The sequence below is a fragment of the Pseudomonas sp. G3-39 genome (assembly GCF_054790485.1).
The window spans coordinates 4,433,288-4,446,837 of sequence record NZ_CP186497.1 but is presented as its reverse complement, the minus strand read 5'-3'; the positions used below and the strand labels follow the sequence as shown (position 1 = coordinate 4,446,837).

Here is a 13,550-nt window from a genome sequence, read left to right as displayed (position 1 = left end):
TTTCGTCTTTGATTTTGCAAAGCAGGATCAAAAGATCGCAGCCTGCGGCAGCTCCTACAACCATCGTCGAATGGTTCTATGGGCCCGGCCCGGCTACAACGGGGTCATACAAAAACAACTATTCCACCGAGGTAAGAAAGATGAGTGCGGCTTCTCTGTATCCCGTTCGTCCCGAGGTTCTGGCCAATACGCTGACTGACGAGGCGACCTACAAAGCCATGTACCAGCAGTCGGTCGTCAACCCTGACGGTTTCTGGCGCGAGCAAGCCAAGCGCCTCGACTGGATCAAGCCTTTCACCACGGTGAAGCAGACTTCCTTCGACGATCACCATGTCGACATCAAATGGTTCGCCGACGGTACCCTGAACGTTTCCTACAACTGCCTCGACCGTCATCTGGCCGAGCGCGGCGATCAGATCGCAATCATCTGGGAAGGCGACGATCCTTCCGAAAGCCGTAACATCACTTACCGCGAACTGCACGAACAAGTCTGCAAGCTGGCCAACGCCCTGCGTGGTCAGGACGTGCACCGCGGCGACGTGGTGACTATCTATATGCCGATGATCCCCGAAGCGGTGGTCGCCATGCTGGCCTGCACCCGGATCGGCGCGATTCACTCGGTGGTGTTTGGCGGCTTCTCGCCGGAAGCGCTGGCGGGGCGGATCATCGACTGCAAATCGAAAGTGGTGATCACCGCTGACGAAGGCATCCGTGCCGGCAAGAAGATTTCGCTGAAGGCCAACGTCGACGACGCGCTGACCAACCCGGAAACCAGCAGCATCCAGAAAGTCATCGTGTGCAAGCGCACCGGCGGCGACATCAAGTGGAACCAGCATCGCGACATCTGGTATGAAGACCTGATGAAAGTGGCGGGCACCGTCTGCGCGCCGAAAGAGATGGGTGCTGAAGAAGCGCTGTTCATCCTTTATACCTCTGGCTCGACCGGCAAACCGAAGGGCGTGCAGCACACCACCGGCGGTTATCTGCTGTATGCGGCGATGACCCACGAGCGCGTGTTCGACTACCGTCCGGGCGAAATCTACTGGTGCACCGCCGACGTCGGCTGGGTCACCGGCCACAGCTACATCGTCTACGGCCCGCTGGCCAATGGCGCGACCACGCTGCTGTTCGAAGGCGTGCCGAACTACCCGGACATCACCCGGGTGGCGAAGATCGTCGACAAGCACAAGGTCAACATCCTCTACACAGCGCCGACCGCGATCCGCGCAATGATGGCTTCGGGCACCGCCGCCGTTGAGGGCGCTGATGGCAGCAGCCTGCGTCTGCTCGGTTCGGTGGGTGAGCCGATCAACCCGGAAGCCTGGGACTGGTACTACAAGAATGTCGGCAAGTCCCGTTGCCCGATCGTCGATACCTGGTGGCAGACGGAAACCGGCGGCAACATGATGAGCCCGCTGCCGGGTGCGCATGCACTGAAGCCGGGTTCGGCGGCACGTCCGTTCTTTGGTGTGGTGCCGGCGCTGGTCGACAACCTCGGCAACATCATCGAGGGCGAGGCTGAGGGGAATCTGGTGATTCTCGATTCGTGGCCGGGTCAGGCGCGCACGCTGTATGGCGACCATGACCGTTTCGTCGACACCTATTTCAAGACCTTCCGTGGCATGTATTTCACCGGTGACGGTGCGCGGCGTGATGCCGATGGTTACTACTGGATCACCGGGCGTGTCGACGACGTGCTCAACGTTTCCGGCCACCGCATGGGCACCGCCGAGATCGAAAGCGCGATGGTCGCTCACCCGAAAGTCGCCGAAGCGGCGGTGGTCGGTGTGCCGCACGACATCAAGGGGCAGGGCATTTATGTCTACGTCACCCTGAAGAATGGCGAAGAGCCGAGCGAGCAACTGCGTCTGGAGCTGAAGAACTGGGTGCGTAAAGAGATCGGCCCGATTGCTTCGCCGGATGTGATCCAGTGGGCACCGGGGCTGCCGAAGACCCGTTCGGGCAAGATCATGCGGCGGATTCTGCGCAAGATTGCTACGGCTGAGTACGATGGGTTGGGCGATATCTCGACCCTGGCGGATCCGGGTGTGGTGCAGCATTTGATTGATACGCACAAGACGATGAATGTGGCGTAAGCCTGTCTGATGCATTGAAAAGCCCTGTCCGGTGATGCCGGGTGGGGCTTTTTTGTGTCTGGTGGGTTTGTGGTGGTTTTGCTGGCCTCATCGCGAGCAGGCTCACTCCTACAGTTGATTGGAGCGCGATCACTGTAGGAGTGAGCCTGCTCGCGATAGCCATCTGTCAGACACCGGTGTACTTCGCTGTCGGAATGAAAACCCACCCAACCAATAATTATCGATTTCCTGCGTAAGCCCCTTCCCGCTGTTACCCATCCCCGTCCGAGTAACCAAATGTGTAACCGCCCGCCCCGCCGCGGGGCGAAGGGAAACGCAATGCCCCGTTTTAGAGCCTCAAAACCCCCGGTGAAAAATAAGACACAACGCTGCGCTTGCCGGATTAGAAGGGTTTGCGAATAATAGGCCCGCAATTTGCAGCATAGATCGGTTCACTGTCTTTCGCTCTTGCATGAATTTGCAAGGCTGTCAATGCGCTCAAGCGGGTTTCTCTGTGCATCTGTAATTAGTTGTCGCATTGAAGAAATATCGGCTTCGGGCCTGTCGTTAGAATGCCGATCACTCGCTCATCGTGGCTGACGTTGAAACCCCCGAGGGTTTCAATGGGAAATTTCCCACCGATGCTGCACCGCTTTCCCGATTCACCCATTCGCATATTGGGCTGTCGCTCACTCTGCCGTTTTTGCCCTTTACCGATGGAGTCCCAAGATGAAGAAACTTGTGCTGCTTGGCGCCCTGGCACTGTCCGTGCTGTCGCTGAATTCCTTCGCTGATGAAAAACCTCTGAAGATCGGTATCGAAGCGGCTTACCCTCCGTTCGCTTCCAAAGCGCCGGATGGCAGCATCGTTGGTTTCGACTACGACATCGGCAATGCCCTGTGTGAAGAAATGAAGGTCAAGTGCCAGTGGGTCGAGCAAGAGTTCGACGGTCTGATCCCGGCACTGAAAGTGCGCAAGATCGACGCGATCCTGTCGTCCATGTCGATCACCGAAGACCGCAAGAAGTCCGTGGACTTCACCAACAAGTACTACAACACCCCGGCCCGTCTGGTCATGAAGCAAGGCACCGTTGTCAGCGACAACCTGTCCGAGCTCAAGGGCAAGAACATCGGCGTGCAGCGTGGTTCGATCCACGAGCGTTTCGCTCGCGAAGTCCTGGCCCCGCTGGGTGCCGAGATCAAGCCATACGGCTCGCAGAACGAAATCTACCTCGACGTGGCCGCCGGTCGCCTCGACGGTACCGTGGCTGACGCCACCCTGCTGCAGGACGGCTTCCTGAACACTGATTCCGGCAAAGGCTTCGCCTTCGTTGGCCCGCAGTTCACCGACGTCAAATACTTCGGCGACGGCGTAGGCATTGCTGTGCGCAAGGGTGACGCGCTGAAAGACAAGATCAACGCGGCCATCGCGGCCATCCGTGAAAACGGTAAATACAAAGCTATCCAGGACAAGTACTTCGCCTTCGATATCTACGGCAAGTAACACGTCTCTGCGACAAGTCAGAAATGGCGCAAGCAACAGGATCTCTGCGGTTTGCGCCATTTTTTCATCCCAACTTTCGAGGACCTGAATCATGTTGAAAGGCTACGGGGCTGTCATCCTCGATGGCGCATGGCTGACGCTTCAGCTCGCCTTGTCGTCCATGGCCCTGGCCATCGTTCTCGGGCTGATCGGGGTCGCATTGCGCCTGTCGCCGATTCGCTGGCTGGCGTGGCTGGGCGATCTGTATTCCACGGTGATCCGCGGGATTCCCGACCTGGTGCTGATCCTGCTGATCTTCTACGGCGGCCAGGATTTGCTCAACCGCGTTGCGCCGATGCTCGGCTATGACGACTACATCGACCTGAACCCGCTGGCCGCCGGTATCGGCACCCTCGGTTTCATTTTCGGTGCGTACCTGTCCGAGACGTTCCGCGGTGCGTTCATGGCGATCCCCAAGGGCCAGGCCGAAGCGGGCATGGCGTACGGCATGAGCAGTTTTCAGGTGTTCTTCCGAGTGATGGTGCCGCAGATGATTCGCCTGGCGATTCCCGGCTTCACCAACAACTGGCTGGTACTGACCAAAGCCACCGCGCTGATTTCGGTGGTCGGTCTGCAAGACATGATGTTCAAGGCCAAGCAGGCGGCAGATGCCACCCGCGAGCCTTTCACCTTCTTCCTCGCAGTGGCGGCGATGTACCTGGTGATCACCAGTGTCTCGTTGCTGGCGCTGCGTCACCTTGAGAAGCGCTACTCGGTAGGCGTAAGGGCGGCTGATCTATGATCTTCGACTACAACGTCATTTGGGAGGCCATGCCGCTGTACCTCGGCGGCCTGCTGACCACCCTCAAACTGCTCGCGCTGTCGCTGTTGTTCGGTCTGCTCGCGGCACTGCCGCTGGGGCTGATGCGCGTCTCCAAGAACCCGATCGTCAACGGCGCCGCGTGGCTCTACACCTACGTGATTCGCGGCACGCCGATGCTGGTGCAGCTGTTTTTGATCTACTACGGTCTGGCGCAGTTCGAAGCGGTGCGTGAAAGCTTCTTGTGGCCGTGGCTGTCCAGCGCGACGTTCTGTGCGTGCCTGGCCTTCGCGATCAACACCAGCGCCTACACCGCCGAAATCATTGCCGGCAGCCTCAAGGCCACGCCGAACGGCGAGATCGAAGCCGCCAAGGCCATGGGCATGTCGCGCTTTAAACTGTACAAGCGCATTCTGTTGCCATCGGCCCTGCGCCGGGCGTTGCCGCAGTACAGCAACGAAGTGATCATGATGCTGCAGACCACCAGTCTGGCGTCCATCGTGACCCTGATCGACATCACCGGCGCGGCCCGTACCGTCAACGCGCAGTACTACCTGCCGTTCGAGGCGTACATCACCGCCGGCGTGTTCTACCTGTGCCTGACCTTCATTCTGGTGAAGCTGTTCAAGCTGGCCGAGCGCCGCTGGTTGAGCTACCTCGCCCCGCGGAAGCACTGATATGGAACGCATCGACCACGTATTGCCTTGGAGCCATCTGGGCAGCGAGCGCAAGATTTCGGTCTTCCGCTTCGGCAGCGGCGAGCGCAAGGCTTACATCCAGGCCAGCCTGCACGCTGACGAACTGCCGGGCATGCGCACCGCCTGGGAGCTGAAAAAGCGCCTCGGCGAACTCGAAGCCCAAGGTCTGCTCAACGGTGTGATCGAGCTGGTACCGGTCGCCAACCCTCTGGGCCTCGGCCAATTGCTGCAAGGCAATCATCAGGGGCGTTTCGAGGCGGGCAGCGGCAAGAATTTCAACCGCGATTTCGTCGAGCTGAGCGCGCCGGTGGCGGCGGCTTTGGCCGACAGCCTAGGTGATGATCCGCACGCCAATATTCGTCTGATCCGTCAGGCCATGGCTGATCATCTGGCGGCATTGCCCGAGGCGAGCAGCCAGTTGCAAGGCATGCAGCGCGTTTTGCTCAGCCACGCCTGCACTGCCGATGTGGTGCTTGACTTGCACTGCGACGCCGAAGCCGCGCTGCACATGTATGCACTGCCGCAGCACTGGCCGCAGTGGCGCTCCCTGGCCGCACATCTGAATGTGAAGGTCGGTTTGCTGGCGGAAGATTCCGGCGGCAGCTCCTTCGATGAAGCGTGCTCGTTGCCGTGGTTGCGACTGTCGCGGCAGTTCCCCGACGCGCAGATTCCACTGGCGTGCCTGGCGACTACCGTCGAGCTCGGCGGTCAGGCCAATACCGACCGCGCGGATGCGGTGGCATGGGCCGAAGGCATTCTGGCGTTCCTCGCCGAGCAAGGCCTGATCACTGGCGAGTGGCCGAAGCCGGCCAGCGAGCCGTGCGAAGGCATGCCGTTCGAAGGCACTGAATTACTGTTGGCGCCGCACCCCGGTGTGGTGAGTTTCCTGCGTAAACCCGGCGAGTGGGTTGAAGCCGGGGATGAGATTTTCGAAGTGATCGACCCTGTGTCCGATCGGGTCAGCACCGTGTGTGCTGGTACGTCCGGGGTGCTGTTTGCCATTGAACGGCTGCGCTATGCCCAACCCGGTTTCTGGCTGGCCAAGGTGGCGGGGCGCGAAGCGCTGCGTCACGGGCGCTTGCTCAACGACTGACTGACTGTTTTTGTGAGAACCGACCGCATGTACAAACTTGAAGTCCAAGACCTGCATAAACGCTATGGCAGTCACGAAGTGCTCAAGGGCGTGTCCCTGAAAGCGGCAGCCGGCGATGTGATCAGCATCATCGGCTCCAGTGGCTCCGGCAAAAGTACTTTCCTGCGCTGCATCAACCTGCTTGAGCAGCCGCACGCGGGCAAGATCCTGCTCAACAACGAAGAGCTGAAGCTGGTAGCGAACAAGGACGGCGCGCTGAAAGCCGCTGATCCGAAACAGCTGCAGCGCATGCGCTCGCGCCTGTCGATGGTGTTCCAGCATTTCAACCTGTGGTCGCACATGACTGCGCTGGAAAACATCATGGAAGCGCCGGTCCACGTACTGGGCGTGTCCAAGGCCGAAGCCCGCGAGAAAGCCGAGCACTACCTGAACAAGGTTGGCGTGGCCCATCGCAAAGACGCGTTCCCGGGGCACATGTCCGGTGGCGAGCAGCAGCGTGTGGCAATTGCCCGTGCGCTGGCGATGGAGCCGGAAGTGATGCTGTTCGACGAACCGACTTCGGCGCTCGACCCGGAACTGGTCGGCGACGTGCTCAAAGTCATGCAGGCCCTCGCTCAGGAAGGCCGCACCATGGTCGTGGTCACACACGAAATGGGTTTCGCCCGTGAAGTGTCGAACCAGTTGGTGTTCCTGCACAAGGGTGTGGTGGAAGAGAGCGGCAACCCGCGCGAAGTGCTGGTCAATCCGCAATCCGAGCGTTTGCAACAATTCCTGTCGGGTAGCTTGAAGTAATCAGAACTGCCGATATGCACCGGAATAGTGCATGCTTCGCAGCCTGAAGGCTGGCTACAATCCCTGTGGGAGCTGGCTTGCCAGCGATAGCGGTGGGCCAGTTGGCATTTCTGGTACAGATTCACCGCCATCGCTGGCAAGCCAGCTCCCACAGTGGATCGGTGCAGGTTTCGAGATTTGCGTTCATTTACGGGCTAGCATTGGCCCATGCCTTCATCACCGTTCTTCGTTTCGGATTGCCCGCCCATGACTGCCCATCGAATTGGTTTCCTGATTTGGCCCAGCACTAAAGCTCTGACGCTGGCGCTGGCGGAGGAGGCCTTGCGTGTTGCTCAGCGGGTGCATCCGGAGGTGGTTTACGAATTGTCGTTCCTCCAGGCCGAAACCGTGACAGACGTTGCGGCCGAGGGGGCGTGGCAACTGCCGGGCGAGGCGTGGACCGGCAAGCTGGAAAACTTCCAGAAACTGTTCCTGCTCGCCGACGAGCCGCCGACCAATCTGGCCCCGGCCCTCAGCAGCGCGCTCAAGCAACTGGTGCGGGCCGGTTGCGTGATCGGTGGTCTGTCGGCCGGTGTCTATCCGTTGGCGCAACTCGGTCTGCTCGACGGTTATCGCGCGGCTGTGCACTGGCGCTGGCAGGACGATTTCGCCGAGCGCTTCCCGAAAGTCATCGCCACCAGTCACCTGTTCGACTGGGATCGTGATCGCCTGACCGCGTGTGGCGGCATGTCGGTACTCGACCTGCTGCTGGCGGTGCTGGCCCGTGATCATGGGGCAGAACTGGCCGGTGCGGTGTCCGAAGAACTGGTGGTCGAGCGCATCCGCGAGGGCGGTGAACGCCAGCGCATTCCACTGCAGAACCGCCTCGGTTCCAGCCATCCGAAGCTCACCCAGGCGGTGTTGCTGATGGAGGCCAACATCGAAGAGCCGCTGACCACCGACGAAATCGCCCAGCACGTGTGCGTGTCCCGTCGACAGCTGGAGCGGATCTTCAAGCAATACCTCAACCGCGTGCCGAGCCAGTACTACCTGGAACTGCGCCTGAACAAGGCCCGGCAGATGTTGATGCAAACCAGCAAGTCGATCATCCAGATCGGCCTGTCCTGCGGTTTCTCCTCCGGGCCGCATTTCTCCAGCGCCTACCGCAACTTCTTCGGCGCCACGCCGCGCGAAGATCGCAACCAGCGGCGCAGCAGCAGTCCGTTCGAACTGTCGTCAGTGCCGCCGGAGCGCGGTTGACGCACCCCGGCAGAACCCGCTGAGCGTCACTCATCGACCCCCGAATCTTCGGACGTGGACACCTCCATTTCCGCCCGTTCGATGACGGCTTCCACGCCAAAATCGATGCGGTGCTTTCTGAAGTAGGCGATCAGCCGTTGCAGGCTCAGCTCAGAGAGCGGATTGCTCCGCAGGCTGAATTTTTCCGCACGCTCTTCTGGCAACTCCAGGATATCGCTGGGAACCTGGGTGATCGCGTTGTCGCTCAGGTCGGCGATTTCCAGGTGTTCGAGTTGCAGCAAGCCCGGCGGCAGGCTGGTGATGCCGCTGTTGTCCAGCATCAGCGTTTGCAGATTAGTCATCTGGCTGACATCCGGCGTCTCGCCCAACGGGTTGTCACTCAAGTCCAGGTGATCGAGGCGCTCCATTTGCGCAAGCTCAAGGGCGTTTTGCGGCGTGAGCGTCAGCTCGCAGTGTGAAAGCGACAAATAGGTCAGCTTGGCCATGCGAAACACCGCCGGCGGAATGTGTTCAAGCCGATATTGATAAATCGTCAGTCCTCTGAGGCTGGCAAACGTCTCGACAAACCTGTCGATTCCAAACGTCTGACCCGGCAGGCTTCTGAGGTACAGATGGGTGACATGGCTGAAATCGGCATTGAGTACGGGCAAGTCGCCGCGGATGATCGTCGCCAGGTTCAAGTCATGCAGTGGCTGGAGGTTCTGGTCCGGTTCGTCCTGCTCGGTTTCCCGGCGCCAGCACTGTTCAATGAGCGATTTGAATTCGTGACGTGCGGCGTGCTCGTTCAGCACTTGCTCAATCGTGAAGGGCTCGCCACTGATCGGGTGCAGGGCCGGGTGGTCGGTCGCCCAGTTGGCGAGGTTGCTACTCAAGTCGCTGTATTCACGCTCAAGCCGTGCAAGTTCGATTCGACCCTCGGCCAGGGTGCCGGGTAGCAGATAGAAAAATTCACTGGCCTGTTCCAGATCCATGTGTGTGTACAGCGCCTGTACGCGCAGCAGATCAGCCTGTTCGGCCATTACGCCGAAGTCCTGGCGGGTGTCGTTGAAGTGGCGTTTGATGCGCTCCCGGTCTGCGTTGGCAATCGGATTGCCGCTCAGATCGAAGCCTTCCGGAACGTTGTTGGGCAGCTCGAAAAGGGCGGGAGGCAACGACCGGATCTGGTTGTCGTTGAGCAGCGCAGTGCGCAATAGCGGGCGCGTGAGCAGGCCGGGTGGCAGTTCGGATATGCCGGTCTCCGACACATCGATGTAATTGAGTCGGGGCATTTTTTCGACATTGGGGGTGAGTCCGAGCGGGTTCCTGAACAGGTCCAGGGTTCTCAGCTGAGTCAATGCCGCCAGTGTGGTTTGGCTCTCGGCTGTCAGGGTGATGCTGCAGTCGCTCAGAATCAGCTCGCGCAGTTGTGGCGAACGGCTGATCGACTCCGGCAGACTGCCCAGCTGGAAATTGCGCAGCGCCAGACGACGCAAGCCGGAGAAGCAGTTCAGAAACCCGTGTATACCCTGAGTGCTGCCGACCCCTTCGATGGTCAGGTAGTCCACGTGACTGAAGTTCACCTCAAGTTGTGGCAGCTCTCCGATGATTGACTGTGACAGACGCAGATCGATGGTCTGCTCGGTGTTCTCCGACAAGGAAACCTGCTGTTTCCAGCAGTCCAGGATGTCGACCCGCATCTGCCGTCGGCGATGACGCTGGATCGCGTATTGCTCGGTGGTGAGGCGGGCACCGGACTGCGGATGAACGAGGGGAATCCCCTCAGTCCACGGACTCAGCACCGCGTCGAGGCGGTTGCGTTCAGTGATCAAGCGGCTCAGCTCCGCTCGCGGGCCGTTCGGATGGCGTTGCAGGCGCTCGACAAACGCGTTGAGTTCCTCGGGCAGCAAGTGCGGCAGCAGCCAGTGGGCATGGGCGTGCAGCGTCGGCGTATTGGTAGGCATGCGCCGATAGCCGCTGGTACCGCCACGCAGGCGCATCACGGTGGGGTCGTAAGCAGGTTTGCGAAGCGGGTTTTGCGACAGCAGGTTCAGCAACGCTTGACGGTCGAGCGCGTGGTCACGAATCAGCTGCTTGAGCTGCAGGTCTTGCGTGATGTGGATGTTCAGCGCCGAACGTTCTGCGTCGGGCAGGGCATGCAGCAGGCTTGAATACAGTGAACCCGGCGCGCTGAGTGACTCACCGCTAGCGTCGAACGGCTGATAGTCGCCCTGTTCGGTCAGTAACAGCACCTTGCGAATGAGCGCGTCCTGCGCGCCGAGGCTGTCGATCAGTTGCCCGCTATGGCTGTAGTGCCTGAGCTCCATTCGTATCGACGGCGACCAGCCCGGCAAGCGTGGCAGCGAGTGGAGGGCCAGCCGATCCGTATCCAGATTATTGACTGTCGCTTGCAGCTCCAGCCCTTCAAAGGCTCGGGTTACGCGCACTTGCAGAACCGTTTCCTGAGTCAAAACCACCAGTCTTGCGGAGAGTGTTCCACGCTGTAATTGCAGGTATTCAGCATCACTTGCCGTTTCCAGTATCGATTGCGCCAACGCCTTCGGCAGGCCGGGTTCGGCATCCATCAGTACCTGTACCAGCGGGCTGGCGCCGCGCTGTAACTGACGATATCGATCCTCGAACAGGCTTTGGCGCTTGCGCTGTGCCAGCTCGGCGACGCTGCGCCGCAGGCTAGTTGCGCGGGCCTCGGCCGAGGGGGCGGGCGTATGCAGGGCTTCGCTCAATAGCCGCCTTCGTTGCGATTCTGTCAGGCGTTGCAGACAGGTCTTGAGCAGGTCGCCATCGTCCAGTCGTGAGCCCTCGATTTGTATGAAGGGCACATCGGCGACGGGGCTGCGCCACAGGGTTCTGCCTTGACGGTCGATCAGTTGCAGGCCTCGGTCGGCAGGCCAGTCGCCGTTGTCGAAAAGCAGTTGCAGTTGGGTGGCCGGGTCGGCCTTTAGGTAATCCTCGGCATTCGAGCTGCCAATCTGCGCGATGAACAATTGAATGTCCTGATCGATCTGCCAGCGCTGCAGCGTGTCACTGAGTAAGGGTGGCAATTGATCGCGCTCGACGTGCATCTGGCGCAGGGTGTTTTCCTCGCAGCCACTGATATTCAGCAGGCGCTCCCGCAGAGCGGCGGGAAGGCGCTGCATCTGCGCACTGCTGCGGCTCAGCACGGTGGCGCGATCCCAAGCCAGTGGCTGGTCTATTTCGGTTTGCCAGGCGCCTGCGGTGTTGTGCCTGAGTGCGGGTTTGTAAGCCTCGGGGCGCGTCGGATGGTCGATGCGATGGGCGCCCGTTTCGGTGTCAAGGCTGACGGCATACAACTTGTCTTCCAGGGCCAGCAGGCTCTTGCCCTGGTGGGTTTGCAGGCCCAGTGCATCGGTTCTGGCGTCTTTGGACAGCGTGGCGGGCCACTCGTAAGGGCGCAGGTCGGGTTTCCAGTAGCGGGTCTTGCCATTGGCCGTTTTCACCGGAATGAAGCGGTCGATGAACTGGACGACATTGGCAGGCAACAGCGCGCGAAACTCGCTGACGGCGATAGCGCCGCCGGCGGCGAAGGTGCCGACCTGCACCATGGACTCCACGACGCCGATCAAATGCGCGAACGCTTCGCGGGGTTGTCCTTCGGCCCAGTCGACGATGCTTTCGAACGTCTCGTCGAGCAGTTGGTAGGCCGTGTAGGCAAGCATCAGCTCGCCGAGAAATGGCACGAATGGCAAGGCGACAAACGCGACGAGGTTGAGCAACGACTGTGCGATGTCCGTGAAGGAATCCCAGAGTGCCCAGCGCGCCTTGCGATCGACCATGGCCGTCGAGACGGCGATGACGCGGGCATCGTTGAGCATCTTGTCGAGCTTGCGCTGGTAGAGGTAAACCCACAGCTCACCCCGGATTGGGGTCGCGACGATCTGCAGGGCAGGCCGCACGGTTGGATGCTCGCGCCAGGTGGGGCGTGGATCGCCGGCCGGTACGGGTTGCCAGGTGACGGGGCTGAGCAAGGCCCGCAACTGACCGAAGAAAGCGCCGCGCTCGGCGTGGTCGATAAAACGGCTGAAGAAGGCCTGATAGTCCGGATCGCGCAAGCGTTGCGCCAGCTCCTCAGCGAAGGCAGCGGAACTGGCGTATTCCTTGACCGGGTGTTGCGGGTCATCGGGAATGTAAACCACGACTCGCGCTGCTGCGTTTGCAGCTTCAAGATTCGGCGCGAACAGCACGATGCCGGTCAGGCTGACTTTCATCATCGTCAGCGCATGGCAATGCCACGCCTGACGATTGAGGCGTAAATGCTGCAAGCCATCGAGCAGCCCGAGGATCAGGCGATGGACATCGGCTCCCAGCAGCTTTTGCATGTAGGCCATTTGCAGGGCGGCGACCAGTGCGGCTTTGTCACTCGTGCAAACCTGCGGTTGCAGCACGGCTGCGACCAGCGGATTGCTGATGCCCAGATTGTCTTGCAGATAAGTGTTGTAGCGGCGGCCGATATCCAGCTCGCGACACAGTCGGGTGAAGGCAGGGATCGGCATCGCCTTGGGGATGTTCGGCAGCACGCTGAACTGACCGTCAGGTGAGGGCTGGCTGACATAACCCGAGGCGGACTCAAAGGCGTCAGCGCTGGTCTCGCTGCTTTCAAAATTGTGCAGCGCGGCGTCCAGCAGCGAGACGGTCCAGGTGCGTGCGGCGCCGGATTTGATGCGCAGCCACGGAACATGGTCGGGCAGGTACAGGCGCAGGAAGGTCTGCCGGACATCCAGATTCAAGCCAAAGCGCTTTGCCAGTTCGGCGCGCAGCAGCGGTTCGGCGAACGCTTTGGCGTCCTGCAACCGGGCAAGGCTTCGTTCGACGCGGTTGTGTGCGCTCCAGTGCGCGGCATTTAGTGCGCGCAGTTTTGCATGCTCGGTGCGTGATGCCTGTTTGAGGTTGGCGGGCAGCAGCGGACTGGCCCGTTTCAATGCCGTGCGCTTGTGTGCCGCAGCCTGAATCAGCCATGTCGGGATAGCCTGGAGCAGCGGTTGATAGTGTGCGTCCTGCCGGGGTAGCAGCAGTGGGTCGGGCAGTGTCGCGGGGGCGGGTGTGGTTTCTTGAATCATGGGGTGAGGCCGTTTGCCTGGAGAAAGGTCCCTAGCAAACACCGGCCGTTGATTCGATGTGCGGTACATATATACCGCACGCCACAAAACTCTCTTGATTAAGATCCCCGGTACGTCTGCGCAAATGGCGGCGTGCAGTTTAAACTGCGCCTTTGCGACGCTATATGTCGCATTGCCGTAAACCCGGGAAAATCCGGGGTTTGCGCTATAAGAAGTTGTCGCTTGGCGGCAAGGCCGGGCTGAAAACTGTCCTTACAATCCCCCCATCGCTCGCCAGTT

8 protein-coding genes are annotated in these 13,550 nt (G+C 60.4%); 7 read left to right on the top strand and 1 reads right to left on the bottom strand.

All coding sequences use genetic code 11. The annotated features are described in order from the left end of the window. Positions 1-140 precede the first annotated feature (140 nt). The 7 genes from acs (at position 141) to argR (ending at position 8,199) form a co-directional block, all read left to right on the top strand. Positions 141-2,096, top strand: coding sequence for an acetate--CoA ligase (acs, locus tag ACOYXG_RS19920; protein ID WP_047599664.1), 1,956 nt, complete (start codon positions 141-143; stop codon positions 2,094-2,096). 708 nt (positions 2,097-2,804) lie between these two features. Beyond that, positions 2,805-3,578, top strand: coding sequence for an ABC transporter substrate-binding protein (locus ACOYXG_RS19915; RefSeq protein WP_027612633.1), 774 nt, complete (start codon positions 2,805-2,807; stop codon positions 3,576-3,578). A 91-nt stretch (positions 3,579-3,669) separates the two neighbouring features. Then, on the top strand, positions 3,670-4,359 hold the full coding sequence (locus ACOYXG_RS19910) for an ABC transporter permease (protein ID WP_003227287.1): 690 nt from the start codon (positions 3,670-3,672) through the stop codon (positions 4,357-4,359). Beyond that, a complete protein-coding gene (locus ACOYXG_RS19905) occupies positions 4,356-5,054 on the top strand; it encodes an ABC transporter permease (RefSeq protein ID WP_003227285.1) in 699 nt (232 codons plus the stop codon). Before ACOYXG_RS19910 ends, ACOYXG_RS19905 begins: the two co-directional genes overlap by 4 nt. 1 nt (position 5,055) lies before the next feature. Continuing rightward, entirely contained in the window at positions 5,056-6,168 is a 1,113-nt protein-coding gene (locus tag ACOYXG_RS19900; RefSeq protein ID WP_460353545.1) for a M14 family metallopeptidase, read from the top strand. Positions 6,169-6,195: 27 nt separating this feature from the next. Next, positions 6,196-6,960, top strand: a complete 765-nt coding sequence (locus tag ACOYXG_RS19895) for an ABC transporter ATP-binding protein (RefSeq protein WP_003227281.1) — start codon at positions 6,196-6,198, stop codon at positions 6,958-6,960. Positions 6,961-7,206: 246 nt separating this feature from the next. After that, on the top strand, positions 7,207-8,199 hold the full coding sequence (gene argR, locus ACOYXG_RS19890) for a transcriptional regulator ArgR (RefSeq protein WP_178083198.1): 993 nt from the start codon (positions 7,207-7,209) through the stop codon (positions 8,197-8,199). Positions 8,200-8,225: 26 nt separating this feature from the next. Here the strand turns inward: argR and ACOYXG_RS19885 are convergent, their stop codons facing one another. Further along, positions 8,226-13,271: a dermonecrotic toxin domain-containing protein gene (locus tag ACOYXG_RS19885; protein WP_460353542.1), complete on the bottom strand. Its 5,046-nt coding sequence runs from the start codon at positions 13,269-13,271 to the stop codon at positions 8,226-8,228. Between the last annotated feature and the right edge of the window lie 279 nt (positions 13,272-13,550).

Coding starts and splice junctions, on each gene's coding strand:
- acs (WP_047599664.1), top strand. CDS start 141: ATGAGTGCGGCTTCTCTGTATCCCGTTCGTCCCGAGGTTCTGGCCAAT.
- ACOYXG_RS19915 (WP_027612633.1), top strand. CDS start 2,805: ATGAAGAAACTTGTGCTGCTTGGCGCCCTGGCACTGTCCGTGCTGTCG.
- ACOYXG_RS19910 (WP_003227287.1), top strand. CDS start 3,670: ATGTTGAAAGGCTACGGGGCTGTCATCCTCGATGGCGCATGGCTGACG.
- ACOYXG_RS19905 (WP_003227285.1), top strand. CDS start 4,356: ATGATCTTCGACTACAACGTCATTTGGGAGGCCATGCCGCTGTACCTC.
- ACOYXG_RS19900 (WP_460353545.1), top strand. CDS start 5,056: ATGGAACGCATCGACCACGTATTGCCTTGGAGCCATCTGGGCAGCGAG.
- ACOYXG_RS19895 (WP_003227281.1), top strand. CDS start 6,196: ATGTACAAACTTGAAGTCCAAGACCTGCATAAACGCTATGGCAGTCAC.
- argR (WP_178083198.1), top strand. CDS start 7,207: ATGACTGCCCATCGAATTGGTTTCCTGATTTGGCCCAGCACTAAAGCT.
- ACOYXG_RS19885 (WP_460353542.1), bottom strand. CDS start 13,271: ATGATTCAAGAAACCACACCCGCCCCCGCGACACTGCCCGACCCACTG.